The organism is Bradyrhizobium genosp. SA-3 (genome assembly GCF_004212635.1).
Taxonomy (GTDB): domain Bacteria; phylum Pseudomonadota; class Alphaproteobacteria; order Rhizobiales; family Xanthobacteraceae; genus Bradyrhizobium.
Genome location: NZ_PSRT01000281.1, coordinates 1 through 3,146, shown reverse-complemented (window position 1 = coordinate 3,146; position 3,146 = coordinate 1). Strand labels below are relative to the sequence as shown.

Below are 3,146 nucleotides of genomic sequence, written 5' to 3'. Positions count from 1 at the left end.
AACGCAGATGCGAATTGGAGAACGACGCCATTGCCCCTTGCTCCGTCATTGCGAGGAGCCCTTGCGACGAAGCAATCCAGAATCCCGCCTCGGAAAGACTCTGGATTGCTTCGCTGCGCTCGCAATGACGATGTGGAGAAAGCGTGCGCGATACTTTGCTGTTGCTGCGCGGACGGCTCAATGACCGCGCATCTTCTCCTCGCCATCAGGCTCCACCTCCGGCGCCATCGCCGCCCATGCGCTGGACGCGAACTGCCGTCGCCAGGTCACGACCACCACGGCCGCCGTGGTCACGAACAGCAGCCAGGGGCTGACGAACCAGCCGAGATAGCCGAGCGCGAAGAAGAAGGCGCGCTGGCCACGGTTGAAATGGCGGCCGGCGGATTCGAACAGGCGCGAGGTGCGGATGACATGGGCTTCGGCCTCCGCCGTGTCGCGCTGGGAGGCCGGCGGCATGCCGCCGAACAGGATCGCGACGTAGTTGAACAGGCGATAGGCCCAGGCAAACTTGAAGAAGGCGTAGACGCAGATCAGCACGAGGCCGACGCATTTCAGCTCCCACAGTGCGGGCGAGGGGCTGAGGTCGATCGGCAGCTTGCTCAGGATGGTGATGGCGTCGTTGGTCGCGTGCAGCAGCGCCAGCGCGCCGCCCAGCGCGAACAGGCTGGTGGAGGCGAAGAAGGCGGTGCCGTTCTGGAGCGAGGCCATGATCTGCATGTCGACCATGCGCGTGTCGCGGTCGAGCAGCTGGCGCACCCAGACCTCGCGGTAGCGGTTCATGCGCGCCGAGAGGCTGTCGCGGCCATAGGCCGAATGCTCCAGCGTCAACGCGTAGACCAGCCATTCGATGATGAAGAAGCCGACGGCGGTGATGTCGACCCAGTGCCTGCTCATGTCCGTCTCCTCGCGGGCGGCAACGATTGCCACGCATGGCGAGGCGCGGCAACGATTGATTGGCGGCAGGCGATGGCGTTAAAAGCAGCTCGCTTCAGGACGTCTCGGGAAGGATTGATGACATGGCTGCGCTGAAACTCGCGATCGGCAACAAGAACTACTCGTCATGGTCGATGCGACCCTGGCTCGCGCTGCGCGCCAACGACATCCCGTTCGTGGAAACCGTCATCCCGCTCTACACCGACAATCCCGCCGACAAGGAGCAGATCCTGTCCTTCAGCCGCGCTGGTAAGGTGCCGGTGCTGGTCGATGGCGACATTACGGTGTGGGACTCGCTCAGCATCATCGAATACATCGCCGAGCGCTACCCGGAGAAAAAGCTGTGGCCCGACGATGCCGCCGCGCGCGCTCATGCCCGTTCGGTGTGCGCCGAGATGCATTCCGGCTTCATGGCCTTGCGCAACGAATGCGGCATGAACCTGCATCGCCCCGTGCGTCCCGTGACGCTGTCGGCGGACGCCAAGGCCAATATCGCGCGCGTGCAGGAGATCTGGCGCGAGTGCCGGACCCGCTATGGCGCCAAGGGACCGTTCCTGTTCGGCCGCTTCGGTGCGGCGGATGCGATGTACGCGCCGGTCGTGCACCGCTTCCGTACCTACGCGATCGAGGTCACGCCCGAGACCAAGGCCTACATGGACACGATGCTGGCGCTGCCGGCGTTCCAGGAATGGACCCGGGACGGGCTCGCCGAAACGCTTCGCATCGAGAAGTTCGAGGACGCCTGATCGCTGGTCTGATCGGGACGCCGGCCCGCGGGCCGGCGGCGGTCAGGCCGGCACTGGACCGGGGCCATGGCGCGGGCTGCGACACGCCGCGCGAAGGAGCGGCTCCCGCGGTCCATCGAGCTTGCAGGTTGTCCCGCTATCGTTATGAAATGGCGGCAGAATTTGCGCGATTGCCATGCCGGTTTGCGCTGGCCAAACCGGCGGGGCTCGTGCTATAGGACGGCCCGGGTTTCCGGCCGGCCATCGCAGTGGGACACTGGGCGAGGCAGGCGCTGTTTGAATAATGGAGAGGGTGTTGAAGCACAAATTCCCCGTGGGGACGCGCGTCTTGTTCACGGCCAGCAACGTCGCGCGTCCGGCTGCCAGCGGCGCGTATGAGGTCATCCGTCTGTTGCCGACTGAAGGCGACGACTGCCAGTACCGGATCAAGAGCTCGACCGAAGCCTTCGAGCGCGTCGCCAAGGAAAGCCAGCTCGCGCTCTCCTGAAGGCCCGACGCTACCTGCGCATAGGCGCCTCCCGGGAAGTTGTATCCTGTCGCCGTCAAAAGGCCCGCTTCACCTTCCCAAGGTGGGTGGGGGCAGTTGCCGACTCGCGGTGCTCGCTTTGACCATCCGCTCTTTGCTCGCGTGAGGGGACGTCGCGCATGAACTGGGCATGGGCCACTTCGCTCGACCAAATCTGGCACTCGCCGGCCTTCCCGATGTGGATGACGCTGGTGGCCACCGGATTCTTCGGGCTGATCCTCCTCATCACCCTGCAGCGCGCCGACCGGTCGGTCGCCAATGGCGCGCTGACAGTGATTACGCTGCTATCCATCGCGATCGCCGGGGCGGCCACCGTGCGCGTCTACGGCCCGGAGGGGCAGGCCGCCCCGGGCGAGGCGCGCGCGCAAGGAGCGGTGACGGCGAGCCTGCCCGCGCTGTCCTGCCTCGATGATCTCGCCGGCGATGCCGTGGCCGTTGGCTGCGAGAAGGCGCTGTTCGGCGCGCCTGACGCGGCCGCTGCGGCCGTTTCCTATACCGCCGCCAGGATCGACCGGCTGACCGCGCTCGGCGACGCCGCCACGGCCGAGAAGAGCCTGACGCTGGACATGAAGGTGCTGCGCAAATCGCTGGAGCGTGATCGCTACGGCTTCGTCGCGCATGTGCTGGTCGCGCGCGACGGCTGCACGCAGTTCGATTGCGCGGCGTTCCGCTCGCTGACCGACCAGCAGCAGGTCGCCGCCAACATGAATTCCCATCTCTACGACACGCTGGTCGCGCGCTATGCGCCGACCTGGAACACGCCCGCAACGGCGCCGGGGCTGCCGGCCAGCGCCGCGCTTGCCGGGTTGCCGCCGTCGATGCCGACAGGCAAGCCGACCAATGCCGAGTTCCCGAGCGCCTCGTCGACGCCGCCGGTCAGCATCATGAATCCGGAGCCGCCCACGGCGGCGACGCGCCAGGCAGCACCCGCTGCAAACGCG

The 3,146-nt window shown here is 66.4% G+C and carries 5 protein-coding genes; 3 read left to right on the top strand and 2 right to left on the bottom strand.

Annotated elements, in window-relative coordinates; translation table 11 throughout:
- The coding region (locus tag CWO91_RS43925; RefSeq protein WP_208753149.1) for a hypothetical protein at positions 1-181 on the bottom strand (181 nt) is incomplete at its 3' end.
- A complete protein-coding gene (locus CWO91_RS41925) occupies positions 178-894 on the bottom strand; it encodes a DUF599 domain-containing protein (protein WP_130221135.1) in 717 nt (238 codons plus the stop codon). The genes CWO91_RS41925 and CWO91_RS43925, both read right to left, overlap by 4 nt.
- A gap of 122 nt (positions 895-1,016) precedes the next feature.
- Here CWO91_RS41925 and CWO91_RS41920 point away from each other — a divergent pair, with 122 nt between their 5' ends.
- The 3 genes from CWO91_RS41920 to CWO91_RS41910 all read left to right on the top strand — a co-directional run.
- Complete coding sequence (locus tag CWO91_RS41920) at positions 1,017-1,679, top strand: glutathione S-transferase family protein (RefSeq protein WP_130221134.1); 663 nt, start codon at positions 1,017-1,019, stop codon at positions 1,677-1,679.
- Between the two features lie 283 nt (positions 1,680-1,962).
- Positions 1,963-2,166 carry a hypothetical protein gene (locus tag CWO91_RS41915; RefSeq protein ID WP_085969273.1) on the top strand — a complete coding sequence of 68 codons (204 nt, stop codon included), beginning with the start codon at positions 1,963-1,965 and terminating at the stop codon, positions 2,164-2,166.
- 158 nt (positions 2,167-2,324) lie between these two features.
- On the top strand, positions 2,325-3,146 hold an 822-nt coding region (locus CWO91_RS41910; protein WP_130221133.1), incomplete at its 3' end, for a hypothetical protein.